At 63.2% G+C, this 11795-nt stretch carries 13 protein-coding genes; 8 read left to right on the top strand and 5 right to left on the bottom strand.

The window, feature by feature from the left end; all coding sequences use genetic code 11:
• The 3 genes from EN884_RS09680 to EN884_RS09670 form a co-directional block, all read left to right on the top strand.
• A partial coding sequence (locus tag EN884_RS09680; protein ID WP_206617576.1) for an extensin family protein occupies positions 1-567 on the top strand: 567 nt, incomplete at its 5' end.
• 116 nt (positions 568-683) lie between these two features.
• Positions 684-1490 carry an extensin family protein gene (locus EN884_RS09675; RefSeq protein WP_027162117.1) on the top strand — a complete coding sequence of 269 codons (807 nt, stop codon included), beginning with the start codon at positions 684-686 and terminating at the stop codon, positions 1488-1490.
• 74 nt (positions 1491-1564) lie between these two features.
• Entirely contained in the window at positions 1565-2272 is a 708-nt protein-coding gene (locus tag EN884_RS09670; RefSeq protein ID WP_063168816.1) for an LssY C-terminal domain-containing protein, read from the top strand.
• Between the two features lie 11 nt (positions 2273-2283).
• Here the strand turns inward: EN884_RS09670 and EN884_RS09665 are convergent, their stop codons facing one another.
• Positions 2284-3306 carry an NAD(P)-dependent alcohol dehydrogenase gene (locus EN884_RS09665; protein WP_013530060.1) on the bottom strand — a complete coding sequence of 341 codons (1023 nt, stop codon included), beginning with the start codon at positions 3304-3306 and terminating at the stop codon, positions 2284-2286.
• A 127-nt stretch (positions 3307-3433) separates the two neighbouring features.
• Between EN884_RS09665 and EN884_RS09660 the strand changes: the two genes are divergently transcribed.
• Positions 3434-4348: a LysR family transcriptional regulator gene (locus EN884_RS09660; RefSeq protein WP_063168817.1), complete on the top strand. Its 915-nt coding sequence runs from the start codon at positions 3434-3436 to the stop codon at positions 4346-4348.
• Positions 4349-4423: 75 nt separating this feature from the next.
• A complete protein-coding gene (locus EN884_RS09655) occupies positions 4424-5734 on the top strand; it encodes a hemolysin family protein (protein WP_024504164.1) in 1311 nt (436 codons plus the stop codon).
• A gap of 28 nt (positions 5735-5762) precedes the next feature.
• Here EN884_RS09655 and EN884_RS09650 read toward each other — a convergent pair whose 3' ends face one another.
• Positions 5763-6005: a hypothetical protein gene (locus EN884_RS09650; RefSeq protein ID WP_013530057.1), complete on the bottom strand. Its 243-nt coding sequence runs from the start codon at positions 6003-6005 to the stop codon at positions 5763-5765.
• A gap of 139 nt (positions 6006-6144) precedes the next feature.
• Here EN884_RS09650 and EN884_RS09645 point away from each other — a divergent pair, with 139 nt between their 5' ends.
• Positions 6145-7653 (top strand): winged helix-turn-helix domain-containing tetratricopeptide repeat protein, encoded by a 1509-nt coding sequence (locus EN884_RS09645; RefSeq protein WP_063168818.1) that lies wholly within the window; start codon positions 6145-6147, stop codon positions 7651-7653.
• Between the two features lie 54 nt (positions 7654-7707).
• Here the strand turns inward: EN884_RS09645 and EN884_RS09640 are convergent, their stop codons facing one another.
• Positions 7708-8304 carry a CGNR zinc finger domain-containing protein gene (locus EN884_RS09640; RefSeq protein ID WP_013530055.1) on the bottom strand — a complete coding sequence of 199 codons (597 nt, stop codon included), beginning with the start codon at positions 8302-8304 and terminating at the stop codon, positions 7708-7710.
• Positions 8305-8419: 115 nt separating this feature from the next.
• Here EN884_RS09640 and EN884_RS09635 point away from each other — a divergent pair, with 115 nt between their 5' ends.
• Entirely contained in the window at positions 8420-9328 is a 909-nt protein-coding gene (locus EN884_RS09635) for an alpha/beta hydrolase (protein WP_013530054.1), read from the top strand.
• A gap of 10 nt (positions 9329-9338) precedes the next feature.
• Here EN884_RS09635 and EN884_RS09630 read toward each other — a convergent pair whose 3' ends face one another.
• Positions 9339-10265 (bottom strand): DMT family transporter, encoded by a 927-nt coding sequence (locus tag EN884_RS09630; RefSeq protein ID WP_013530053.1) that lies wholly within the window; start codon positions 10263-10265, stop codon positions 9339-9341.
• A gap of 278 nt (positions 10266-10543) precedes the next feature.
• Between EN884_RS09630 and EN884_RS09620 the strand changes: the two genes are divergently transcribed.
• A complete protein-coding gene (locus tag EN884_RS09620) occupies positions 10544-11356 on the top strand; it encodes an MBL fold metallo-hydrolase (RefSeq protein WP_245491918.1) in 813 nt (270 codons plus the stop codon).
• Positions 11357-11412: 56 nt separating this feature from the next.
• Here EN884_RS09620 and EN884_RS09615 read toward each other — a convergent pair.
• Positions 11413-11795: NADPH-dependent FMN reductase (locus EN884_RS09615; protein ID WP_164894959.1), on the bottom strand; the 383-nt coding region annotated here is incomplete at its 5' end.

Here is an 11795-nt window from a genome sequence, read left to right as displayed (position 1 = left end):
GCCGACGTGCCCGATGAAAAAATGCCGGTCGAGGAAGTCGCATGCCGCGAACGGCTAAAGACGCTCGGCGTCGAATTCGAAGAGTACAAGGCGGAAAGCCAGCCCGAAATCGGCTGTTCGATTCCCTACCCCATCGTGCTGAAGACCCTTGGAAAGTCGATCGCGATTGCCCCGGGCACCGAGCTCAACTGCAAGATGGCCGAGGCGACGGCGCGTTTTGCCGCCGATGTCATCCAGCCGGCGGCAAAGGCCGAATTCGGTGCGGACCTGAAATCGATCGGCCAGGCATCGGCTTTTGTCTGCCGGCCACGCAACGGCACACGAAAACTGTCGGAACACGCGTTCGGCAACGCGCTCGACATCGCCAGCTTCACGCTGTCGGACGGCAAGAAGATCGAGGTCGGCCCGGCGCCGCCGGAGAAAGACGCCAAATTCCTCAACAATGTTCGCAAGGCCGCCTGCGGACCCTTCAAGACGGTGCTCGGCCCAGGCGCCGACGCCGATCATTCCCTGCATTTCCATCTCGATCTCGAACCGCGCCGTCATGGCGGAACGTTCTGCCAGTGATCAGGGCTGATCCAGGCCGCGTGCCGCAATTCGGCCGCAGGCATGAACGCGGACGCTGAGTTTTCCTTTACCCTTGATCGTTAAAATGCCGGATATCCATCAACGGGATTCCGCCAATGGCCGGCAAATTTCGGGCCGTGTTTTTCGCCACCGCGCGCCAGTCAAAATATGCAGCAATGCTGACCGCCGGTCTGGCGCTGGCGGCGCTTTCCGCCTGCAACACCGGCAGTGTGCTGTCGCTGCAGCCGGCCGTCGACGTCGGCGCGCAGACGGCTGCCGTGCCGCAATATGCCGGCATGCAGAAGCTTGTCCCTTCCAATCCGTACATGACGCAGGCCGCTTATCCGCGCATGGACGAGCCGATGTCGCCCGTCGAGCAGATGCCGGCCAGCGAAACCGACTGCCGTCAGCAATTGAAGCGCCTCGATGTCGCCTACACCGACCTGGCGCCGATCCATGAAGGCCAGTGCGGCATCGATTATCCGGTCAAGGTCTCGGCCATCGGCAACATCCAGATGAAACCCGCCGCAACCCTGACCTGCGACATGGCAGCTACCTTTGCCGGCTGGACGAAGAACGAACTCGTTCCCTCCGCCCGCTGGCGTTATTTCTCCGGCGTCAGGACCATACACCAGGGCTCCAGCTATTCCTGCCGCCGGATTGCCGGCGAAGGCGTCCTGTCCGAACACGGCAAGGGCAATGCGCTCGACGTCATGAGCATCGAGCTCAACAATGGCGACGACATCGATGTGCGCAAGCCCGGCCTGTTCGCCTTCCGCACCCGTGGCTTCCTCAACAATGTGCGCGCCGACGGCTGCCAGTACTTCACCACCGTGCTCGGCCCCGGCTACAATTACGACCACCGCAACCATTTTCATTTCGACATCAAGAACCGCAAGAACGGTTATCGCGCCTGCCGTTAGATCGGTGCCGGGTATCCTTTGCCTGAATGCCATGACAACGCCTAATGTGATGCCGGAACATTTGAGCGGCATTCATGGGTCAACGAAGCGTTCGGCGACGCATTATGATCTGGGCGGCGACCTTGTTGGCCGCGTATCTGGCGCTCGCCTATTTCGCCGCACCGGAATTCTGGACGTTCCGCGATCGAGGTTTTCGCACGCATCGCTTCGAGATGCTGACGCACACGCCGCAAGGCATTCCGGGCGACCCGATCAATGTCGGCCTTGTCGGCACGCAGAAGGAGGTGGTCCACGCCTTTGCCGTTGCCGGCTGGGACACCGCCGACGCCGTCACCCTGAAGACCGCGATCGAGATCGGTGAAAGCGTGCTGTTCGACCACCCCTATCCCGATGCGCCGGTCAGCAGGCTGCTGTTCGATGGCCGTGCCCAGGATCTCGCCTTCGAAAAGCCGGAGGGCATCAGCGCCGACCGACGGCATCATGTCCGCTTCTGGCAGACCGATGCAAGCGGCGACGATGGCCGGCCGCTGTGGCTGGGCTCGGCCAGCTTCGATCGCGGCGTCGGCTTCAGCCACGACACCGGCGCCGTCACCCACCATATCGGCCCCGACATCGACGCCGAGCGCGATTTCCTGATGCGCGACCTGGCCACTGCCGGCATGCTGCTCTCGACCAGCGACATATCGGGCGTCGGCGCCACCAAGGCGGGACGCAATGGCGGCGGCGATCCCTATTTCACGGACGGCGAGGCAATTGTCGGCGTGTTGAAGCAGTTGCCATGACATCGCAAAAGTCAGGTCGTGGTGATCACGATCTTGCCGAACGGCCCTTTCTCCAGATGTTGCAAGGCCTGCGGCACCTCATCGAAGCCAAAAACCTTGTCGATGACCGGCTTGATCGCCAGCGCCTCGATCGCCTGATTCATGCGCTCGAAAGCACGGCGATGGCCGATCGACAGGCCCTGCACGGTGATGCGGTTGCGCATGAAGGGCAGGATGGGAAAGCTGAGCTCCATCGCGCCCAGCAGGCCGATGATCGACAGCCGGCCGTCGGCGGCCAGCGCGTTCAGCGATCGCCGTGCATTGTCGCCGCCGACCATTTCCAGCACGTGGTTCACGCCCAGCCCGTTCGTCAGCTCACGCGCGGCATCGTCCCAGGCCGGTTGCGTGCGGTAGTTGATCCCTTGCCAGGCGCCAAGCTTTCTCGCCCGCTCAAGCTTTTCATCACTGCTTGAGGTGACGATGGCGCGCAGGCCGAACGCAGTGGCGAACTGCAGCGCAAACAGCGACACGCCGCCGGTGCCCTGGATCAGAATGGTCTGACCCGGCACCGGTTTGGTCGCCTCGGCCATGGCGAACCAGGCCGTCAGCGCCGCGATCGGCAATGTCGCGGCCTCGATGTCGCCGAGCGACAGCGGCGCCAGCACCGCGGCGTCCTCGCCGAAGATGACATGATCGGAAAGCATACCCGACAGCGACGACCCCAGCGTGTGCTTATGCAGCACCGGCGGTGCGTCGCCATCCGGCCAATCGGCGATCACCTGGCCAAGCACGCGCTGGCCGACCTGAAAGCGGCTGACGGCACTGCCGACGGACACCACTTCGCCCACCGCGTCGGATGTCGGCACGAAGGGAAAGGCAAGGTCGGGGATCAGCACGCCGTCCACGATCATCTTGTCCTTGTAGTTGAGCGATACGGCCTTGGTCCGGACCAGCAAATCGTGCGGCCCTGGCTCGGGCACCTTGCCTTCCACCTGGCTTAGCCTCGACAGGCCAAAACCGCTCATCTGCCAGGATCTGTTGATTGGGGTGCTCATGTCGTCTCGCGCTCCGTGCATTGATGCCAGGCGAGACATTTATGCCTTTCGATTATAGAAAATAGTGCTTCCGTGCGGTATAATTTGACACTGATTGCGGACTAAAAGTCGACAATAGGAAATCGCCATGGAAACGGCCGACCTGCAAGGCACCGTCGCGTTTGTGCAGGCGGTGGAGGCCGGCAGCTTCACTAGCGCCGGCGAGCGGCTGCATGTGACGAAGTCGGCGATCGGCAAATCGATCGCGCAGCTGGAGCAGAGGCTCGGCGTTCGCTTGTTGAACCGCACCACCCGCAGTCTCAGTCCGACCAGCGAAGGCATCAGCTACTATGAAGCCTGCGTCCGGGCCCTGGCCGAGATCGAAGCCGCACAGTCGCTGCTCGCCTCGCGTCGGCAGGTCCCGTCTGGCCGGCTTCGGGTCGACGTGCCGCTGGCCTTCGGCCGACGCTGCGTCGCTCCCGTGCTGTTCGAGATTTCGAGGAAATTTCCGGACCTGACGGTGGAAGTCTCCTTCAATGACCGCCGCGTCGACCTGATCGAGGAGGGTATCGACCTGGCGATCCGCATGGGCGAACTCGACGACAGCCTGTCGCTTGCGGCCAGGCGCCTCTATGCTCAGCGCTCGGCCATATGCGCGGCTCCCGACTATCTCGACAGGCATGGCCGGCCGCAATCGGTCGAGGATCTCGCCGATCACAGCGTCATTGGCTACGGTCGCGAGGGCATCGTCCGCCCCTGGGTGATCAGACATTCCGACGGCCATCTCGCAACCTTCGTGCCCAAGGCGCGGCTCGTTCTCGGCCATGGCGAACCGATGCTGGATGCGGCGCTCGCCGGCTGCGGCATCGCCTTCCTGCCGACATGGCTGGCCGCCGACAGCCTCAAAAGCGGCGATCTCGAAATGGTGCTGTCGGAATGCCTGGTCGAGAACATCGTCGTGCATGCCGTCTGGCCGGTGACGCGCGCGCTCACGCCAAAGGTGCGGGTTGTCGTCGACGCCCTCGTCGAACATTTTTCGGCGCCGCCCTGGGATGCCGCGTGAGCGAAATACCGGTCATTTCTCAAAAATCACGCCGGACTATTTTCGAAGACCGCGCCACAATGCTATTGACCGCTCATGTTATACGTCGAAATCGCTATCGTGGTCGTCCTCATCTGCGTGAACGGCCTTTTGTCGATGTCCGAGCTCGCCATCGTCTCGTCGCGCCCGGCCAGGCTGAAAGCGATGATCGACCGCGGCACCAATGGCGCCGGCCGCGCCCTTGATCTTGGCTCAAATCCCGGCAAGTTCCTGTCCTCGGTGCAGATCGGCATCACCTTGGTCGGCGTCCTCTCCGGCGCCTTTTCCGGCGCCACGCTCGGCGAACGGCTGGCGCAGTTCCTGGCTTCGACCGGCATCCGCGAGACTGTCGCCGACCCGCTAGGCGTCGGCATCGTCGTTGCTATCATCACCTATTTCTCGCTGATCGTCGGCGAGCTGGTGCCCAAGCAGATCGCGTTGCGTGATCCCGAGCGGGTCGCCGCCAGGGTCGCTCCGGCGATGACCATCCTCGCCACGGTGTCGGCGCCGCTGGTCTTCCTGCTCGACTTCTCCGGCCGCACCATATTGTGGCTGCTCGGTCAGCGCGGCGAAAGCGAGGAAAAGGTCACCGACGAGGAGATCAAGATGCTGGTCGCCGAGGCCGAGCATCACGGCACCATCGAATCCGACGAGCGGCGCATGATCGCCGGCGTCATGCGGCTTGGCGACCGCGCCGTGCGCGCGGTGATGACGCCGCGCACCGAAGTCGACTGGATCAATCTGCAATCCGACGAGGCGGCCATCCGCAAGCTGCTCATGGAAACCCAGCATTCGCGCCTGCCGGCAGGCGACGGCGGCGTCGACGTCATGGTCGGCGTCGTCCAGACGCGTGATGTGCTGGCCGCACTGCTTGCCGGCCGCGTGCTCGATCCGCGCAGGCATGTGCGCGCAGCCCCCATCGTCTACGACCAGGCCGACGCGCTCGATGTGCTGCAGAAGCTAAAGGAATCCGACGTGCCGATGGCGCTGGTGCATGACGAATACGGCCATTTCGAAGGCATCGTCACCCCGGCCGACATTCTGGAAGCCATCACCGGCGTGTTCCGCGCCGACACCGACGCCGGCGACGAGGAAAACGCGGTCAAGCGCGAGGACGGCTCGTGGCTGCTCGCCGGCTACATGCAGGCCGACGAGATGGCCGACATTCTCGGCATCGACCTGCCGGAAAACCGCGATTACGAAACCGTCGCCGGCTATGTGCTGTCGCATATGCACCATCTGCCGGCGACTGGCGAATGCGTCGACGCGCAGGGCTGGCGCTTCGAGGTGGTCGATCTCGACGGCCGCCGCATCGACAAGCTGATCGCCACCCGCCTGGCCGGCGCCCCTCGCGAGGCGGTGCGCTGACGGTCGACGCGATTTGCGGCATTTCGCTCTATCGTTCCCAGAAGGACTTGGCGATCTCTCCCTCGACCTGCTGTATCGTCAGGCCGATATCGTCGATCAGATGCGGATTGTCCTTCGACATTTGCCTGAGCTGCCAGCGAAAGCGTATCCGCTCGCGCCAGGTCCGATCGTGCCAGCTCGCGATGATGCTTCGCAGGGTCTTTAGGAGCCGGCGCGATGCCGGCCGCACGGGCGTTCCCGGCCGCGCTGCACAAGTGAGGGTATTGGTCATGGCAACCTCCATATGGTTTGAGGGCCTAGGGCTCTCGATGAGGTTGAATTCTGCGCGATACGGACGGCGCCGTAATTAAGCCCTCCCAAATAGTTCCCAAAACTTCCAAACGAGCTAGAGCGGCCCTATAGATGCGCCTATGCAGGGATCGCGTTTTGCCTTTGGTCCGTTCGTGCTTGATCCGCATGCGGGAACGCTGCTTCGGAACGATGTCCCCGTTGCCGTCGGCTATCGCGGGCTGAGCCTGCTTGCGGCACTCGTCGGGCGGCCCGGCGAAATCCTCGGAAAAGCCGAACTGATGGACGCCGCGTGGCCGGGCACGGCCGTCGAGGAAGGCAATCTCACCGTCCAGATCGCGCAGCTGCGCAAGCTGCTTGGCCCCGTCGGCGACAACGGCGAATGGATATCCACCGTTCCGCGCGTCGGCTACCGTTTCACTGGGGCCGTCGAACAGCTGGGCGAGGCCAGGCGAAAACCCTTGCCGCTGCCCGACAAACCGTCGATAGCCGTGCTGCCCTTCGTCAATTTCAGCAACGATCCCGAGCAGGATCCCTTCGTGGATGGGTTGACGGAAGACCTGATCACCGACCTGTCCAGAATCTCCGGCCTGTTCGTCATCGCCCGCAACTCGACCTTTGCCTACAAGGGAAAAGCGATGGACGTGCGCGAGATCGCCGGGGATCTTGGCGTGCGCTACCTGTTGGAAGGCAGTGCAAGACGCGCCGCGGGGCGCGTGCGCATCAACGCACAGCTGGTCGACGCGATGAGTGGCGATCATCTGTGGGCGGAACGCTTCGATCGCGGCCTGGAGGATATCTTTGCCGTTCAAGACGAGGTGACGGCCAAGATCGTGGAAGCGCTGCTTGGCCGGCTGCGCGCGCCGCCGCCGCGCAATCGGCCGCGAAATCTGGAGGCCTACGACCTCTGCGTGCGGGCGCGAAAGCTGATCGACGACTCGCCGCAGATGGCGCAGGAAGCGCATCTGATGCTGACGCGCGCGGTGTCGCTCGATCCTGATTATGCCGAGCCCTATCGTTGGCTTGCCATGAACCACTGGATGGGACAGGTGCATTGGGGCGGACCAACCGAGGCTGCCCGCAGCGTTGCCCTGGAGCTGGCGCGCAAGGCGGTGGCGATCGATCCCAACGATGCCGGCTGTCGCTGGATCCTGGCTTATCTGCTTGCCTATGAGCGCAGCTTCACTGAAGCGGATGCGGAATTCGCCAAAGCGATCGAGCTCGACCCGAACGAGGCCGACACCTGGGCGGCATTGTCCGACATCGCGGTCCTGGCCGGACGGGTCGAAGAGGGCCTCGAGCACATCGGCAAGGCGTTCCGGCTGAACCCGTTTCCGGCGAGCTGGTACTATCTGACGCTCGGCCAGGCGCAATATGCGGCGCGCGACTACCAAGCCGCTATCGAGACGTTGCGCCGTGACGAGACCTATCGCACAAGCTCACGCCGTTTCCTGGCGGCAAGCATGGCCCAACTCGGCCGGCTCGACGAGGCGCGCGCAGAGGCTGAACTGTTCCTCGTCGGCAACCCGCATTTCACAACCCATCACTGGGCGACGACCGAGCCATTCCGCGACGCCGCTACGCTCGAGCATTTCGTCGATGGTTTTCGCAAGGCCGGTCTTCCGGAGTGACGCGCCGGCATCCGGCCCGCCCGCAGCAAAGGCGACGTGGTGCGCTAACCCAGTCTAGACGTCGGTATGATCTCGGTGGCGCGACACCTTCTCGCGGTTGCCGCAGGTGCGCATGCTGCACCAGCGCCGCTTGCCGCCTCGCGACGTATCGAGGAAAAGCCAGCCACAGCGAGGGCAGGAATGCAGCCTGTCGCGCGGCAGGGTGAAGAACGCTTCGATGGACAGCATGGCCAGCAACGCGGTGACGGCGTCCGGATCGCGCCACCGGCCAAGGGCAAGCTCCGGCCTGGTGCCATCCAGCTCGATAGACCCGGCGGCAAGCGAGCTTGCCGTGCGCGAGAACAACACGCCGAGCGGTTCGACCGCAGACGGTTTGCCCGCGGCGATTGGATCGAAAACCTGAAATGACGCCTCCCGCATTTCGCGGACCCCTTCCACGAACCGCCCATCCGCTATCTCGGCAACGGCCTGCGCCTGACGATCGTCGGCAAGCCCTGAGGCGCTGAACCAGTTCGCAACATCCCGGACGGACTTGAAGAGTTCATTGTCTGTTGCCGGCGCCCGCCGGTCGAACACGGCGTTCGACAGGTCCAAAGCGGGATGCCCGCCTATGAAGTGATCCGGTACCCATTCGGTGTATTCATCGCCCATGGAACATAACCTCATTAACCGGATTATACGGTTACATGTAACCACTATCATACGGATACGTGGTGTCAAAGCCAGCGCGTCGCCAGATCGGCGCGGAACCCCTGGGAGGGAGAGGATGTGCAGCAATCGTTACAAGACCCGCCACGAAACCATCAATGTCGACGGCCTCGACATCTTCTACCGTCATGCCGGCGATCCCGGCAGACCGGCAATCCTGCTGCTGCACGGATATCCGACTTCGTCGCACGTCTATCGCAATGTCATCGAACCGCTGGCGGAGACAGCCTATGTGGTGGCGCCGGATCTGCCCGGTTTCGGCTTTTCGTCCGCCCCTTCCATCGATGCCTATGACTACACGTTCGACAACCTGGCCAGCACGATCGAAGCCTTCATCGAGGCCCTCGGCCTCCAGCGATTCTTCCTCCACATCACTGACTTCGGCACGCCCGTCGGCTATCATCTCGCCACACGGCGGCCGGATCGCATCCTCGGCCTGATCGCCCAGGACAGCAACGCTCATGACGAGGGGCTGGGACCGGAATGGGACGCGCCGAAGGCGTTCTTCGCCGAACCGACTGAAGAAAACCGCGCCAGACTGCCGGACTGGATGAATTTCGAGGGGACCCGAAACCAATATATCGGCGGTCTCCCCGAGCGTCTGAAAGTGTTGTTTCCGCCCGAGGGTTGGTATCTCGATACGGAGCGCCTGGCGAGGCCCGGCAACACCGACATTCAGTTCGAACTCTTCACCGATTATGGCTCGCACATCGCGCGCTTCCCGGCCATCCAGGCCTATCTCCGCGACCAACAGCCAGCATGCCTGGTGCTGTGGGGGCGCCACGACGCCTTCTTCGCGCTGGACGAGATCATGGCCTACAGCCGCGATCTCGACGCCGTCGAAATCCATGTCTTTGAGAGCGGGCACATGCTTCTCGAAACGCATCATCGCCAATGCGCGGCTCTCATCGCTCACTTCATGCACGAGGTGGAGACTGGGGTATTTCGCGATCCTGCGGGGCGTTGAACGTCGACGTTCAAACCGCCACTTCGATGGGCTCGGCAAGCCTGGGATTGGCCCGCGCGGCGATCAGGCAGCCGGCGACGATCAGGCACGCTCCCGTCAGCGTGGTCCAGGTCGCCTCCTCGCCGAAGAAGAACCAGCCAAGCGCGACCGCCCAGATGAAGGCCGAGTATTCCGTCGGGATCAGATATTGCGCTTCGGCGCGGGCGTAGGACCAGCTCATCAGGAATTGCCCGGCGAGCGACAGCACCGTCACCCCGGCCAAAGGAAGCCAAAGATCGCTCGGCAGGGCGACGGCAAGCCAGGGTGCCGCGAGGCCGAGCAGGATGGCAACGCAAAGGTTCTGGAACAGCATGATCTCGATCGGCTTGGCCAACTGCGCCTGTTGCCGGGCGAGGATCAGATTGTATCCGTAGAACACGGTTGATACGAGCACCGCTGCCGTGCCGAGCATGGCGTCCTGCGAATAGTCTGCCTGCCCGAACTGGCCGGCCATGATGATGGCGACGCCGGCGATGCCGGCCAACGATGCCCAGACAGCCTGGCGTCGGATCCGTTCGCCCAGCAGCAGCGCGGCGAGAAACAGCGCAAACAAGGGCGCCACGAAGCTGAGCCCGATCGCCTCCGCGAGCGGCAGCCTGGCCAAGCCCCAGAAGAAGGATATCAGCACGACGCCGACAATTGCGGCACGCAGCGCATGCAGCCTCAGCACCGGAATGGTCGGCTTTAAGCGTGGTCCCGCCAACCAGGCTGCGCCCGCGACCACGGCCGCGACCATGCTGCGCCACAGCAAGGTGTTGTAGACCCCGACCGCGATGACCAGGATCTTCATCGCCGCATCCATCCCGGACAGCAGGAAGATCGCAAGCGCGCATACGAGCACCGGGATCATCGGGGAAACGGCGCCGGTCAGGCTGGATGTCTTCACGGCTTCACTCATGTGACGGATCGCAGCCGGATATATCAGGGCAAGGGTCGCGACCAGATGGCAGCCCGGTCGATGTAGCAGTCCAACCCCGATTGGGCCGAGGCTATCGTGACATCAGGGTATCAGCACCATGCCGGCGAGTTGAACGAAACGGACCGCCTCGCCGACTGCATCATCCGGCCACGGCAGGCGACGCACGCACCCATGGCACAGATCGAATTGAGCGGGCGGGTTGCCGACGCAGCTGGCCCGTCGCATGTTGCCGGTTGTCTGCAGACGGATCGGAAAAAATGCACCGCATGGCTTCGGGCGACCTTTATCAGACCTACGATCTTGGTGACTTGCGCATCACCTCCTTGCGCGATGGCTATGTCGACATGCCGATCGGACGGCTTCGGCAACCCGGCGACAAGCCATTTGGCGATGAATTGCCGCAACAAGTCGCATTGGTTGGTGGTCAACTCAGACTGTCCGTCAATGCCTTCGCGATTGACGATGGAGACGGAATCATCCTGATCGATACCGGTGCCTCGAACGCCTGGCATCCCACCATGGGCCGACTTCCCGAGGCGCTGGACGAAGCTGGCATCGATGCCGGACGAGTCCGTGCCGTCTGTTTCACCCACACCCATCTCGACCACATCCATGGTCTTGTGCTTGCCGACGGCCGCGACGCTTTCCCGCGCCTGGCGCGTTTGCTCGTTCCCGGGGAAGAACTCGGCTTTTTTCGCGCCGAAGCGCGGCTCGAACGATTTCACAGCATGGCGGAACCCTTCGAGGCCGGAGACCGTATCGGGACACATGTCGACATTGTCGAAGCCCATGGCCATGAAGCGGGACACAGCTGCTTTCGTGTTTCGAGCGGTGGCGAACGCATTCTGATTTGGGGCGACACCGTTCACGTCCCATCGCTTCAGTTCGATCGACCTGAGGTGACGTGGGAATTCGATGCCGATCAGGACCAGGCGCGCGAAAGCCGGTTGCGGTTGCTGGCGCTTGCTGCCGACGATCATGTTTCGTCGCCGGCGCGCATCTGGATTCGCCCGGTATCGGCCGCGTCGTCCGATCCGGCGCCAGCTTTCGGTTTGAGCCGCTATAATTGAAAAAGGGCGGCGCAAGCGCCGCCCCGGATCCTTGGGAGGATAATTCGAACCGGCGGTCAGGCCGCCTTGACTTCCTCGGCGACGGCGTCGGCCTGACGCGCTGCCTTGAGCACCTTGGCCCACCAGGCAACGTCGTTGACCAGCGCCGTGGCGGCCTGGTTCAGATGCTCGAGGTCTTCCAGCTTCTTCTCGCCCTGGCGGACGGCGAGGAAATCGCCCCAGGCGATATGGACGGCCGACTTGACCGGCGCCATCTGCAATTCGACGGCATGAAGGCGGAGCTGTTCGACGGCGCGAGCGCCACCGACGCTGCCATAGCCGACGAAGCCGGCCGGCTTCTTGTTCCATTCGTTGGCGGCGTAGTCGATGGCATTCTTCAGCACCGCCGTCGGGCCATGATTGTATTCGGCGGCGGTGAAGATGAAGCCGTCGAATTCGG

Origin of the sequence: Mesorhizobium sp. M7A.F.Ca.AU.001.01.1.1, assembly GCF_004022735.1 — a bacterium.
Classification (GTDB): domain Bacteria; phylum Pseudomonadota; class Alphaproteobacteria; order Rhizobiales; family Rhizobiaceae; genus Mesorhizobium; species Mesorhizobium ciceri.
This window is presented reverse-complemented; position numbering and strand designations above follow the sequence as displayed.

Bases quoted from the DNA above. Each gene is read 5' to 3' on its own strand.
- EN884_RS09620 (WP_245491918.1), top strand. From the start codon at position 10,544: ATGCACCGCATGGCTTCGGGCGACCTTTATCAGACCTACGATCTTGGT.
- EN884_RS09655 (WP_024504164.1), top strand. From the start codon at position 4,424: ATGTTATACGTCGAAATCGCTATCGTGGTCGTCCTCATCTGCGTGAAC.
- EN884_RS09665 (WP_013530060.1), bottom strand. From the start codon at position 3,306: ATGAGCACCCCAATCAACAGATCCTGGCAGATGAGCGGTTTTGGCCTG.
- EN884_RS09675 (WP_027162117.1), top strand. From the start codon at position 684: ATGGCCGGCAAATTTCGGGCCGTGTTTTTCGCCACCGCGCGCCAGTCA.
- EN884_RS09650 (WP_013530057.1), bottom strand. From the start codon at position 6,005: ATGACCAATACCCTCACTTGTGCAGCGCGGCCGGGAACGCCCGTGCGG.
- EN884_RS09640 (WP_013530055.1), bottom strand. From the start codon at position 8,304: ATGGGCGATGAATACACCGAATGGGTACCGGATCACTTCATAGGCGGG.
- EN884_RS09635 (WP_013530054.1), top strand. From the start codon at position 8,420: ATGTGCAGCAATCGTTACAAGACCCGCCACGAAACCATCAATGTCGAC.
- EN884_RS09645 (WP_063168818.1), top strand. From the start codon at position 6,145: ATGCAGGGATCGCGTTTTGCCTTTGGTCCGTTCGTGCTTGATCCGCAT.
- EN884_RS09630 (WP_013530053.1), bottom strand. From the start codon at position 10,265: ATGAGTGAAGCCGTGAAGACATCCAGCCTGACCGGCGCCGTTTCCCCG.
- EN884_RS09660 (WP_063168817.1), top strand. From the start codon at position 3,434: ATGGAAACGGCCGACCTGCAAGGCACCGTCGCGTTTGTGCAGGCGGTG.
- EN884_RS09670 (WP_063168816.1), top strand. From the start codon at position 1,565: ATGGGTCAACGAAGCGTTCGGCGACGCATTATGATCTGGGCGGCGACC.